The organism is Streptomyces sp. SID11385 (genome assembly GCF_010548245.1).
GTDB lineage: Bacteria > Actinomycetota > Actinomycetes > Streptomycetales > Streptomycetaceae > Streptomyces.
Genome location: NZ_JAAGLR010000334.1, coordinates 1 through 421, shown reverse-complemented (window position 1 = coordinate 421; position 421 = coordinate 1). Strand labels below are relative to the sequence as shown.

At 81.5% G+C, this 421-nt stretch carries 1 pseudogene; it reads left to right on the top strand.

The annotated features are described in order from the left end of the window. Positions 1 to 421: pseudogene (locus tag G3I42_RS10135) on the top strand (hypothetical protein); the annotation flags it as partial.

The window sequence follows — 421 nt, the reverse complement described above, 5'->3', positions numbered from 1 at the left end:
CGGGCCCCCGCGAGGCCGCCGCGCACCGGGAGGCAGCCGCGCACCGGGAGCCCACGGCGCACCGCGAGACCGCGTACCGCGAGGCGGGCCAGCGGGAGGCCGCGTACCACGAGACCACGTACTACGACTCCGCCCGCCACGAGGCCGCGTACCGTCCGGCGGAACCGGCCTGCGGGACGGTGCGCGGCCTCGGTCCGGAACCGGCCCGTGCCGGGGCCACGTCCTCCTGGTGGCCACTCCCCGCCCCGCTGCCGGGCACCTCCCTCGGCCGCACCCCGGCTCCTCTCCAGCCGCCTCACACCTACGAGCGCGACTCCCCGGCCCGGCCTCCCGCCGAACCGCCCCGCCGGGACCCGTCCCCGCACGCCGGGCACCGCCCCGCCCGCCCGCGTCCGGCATCGCCCGAGCTCCCGCCCCCGGC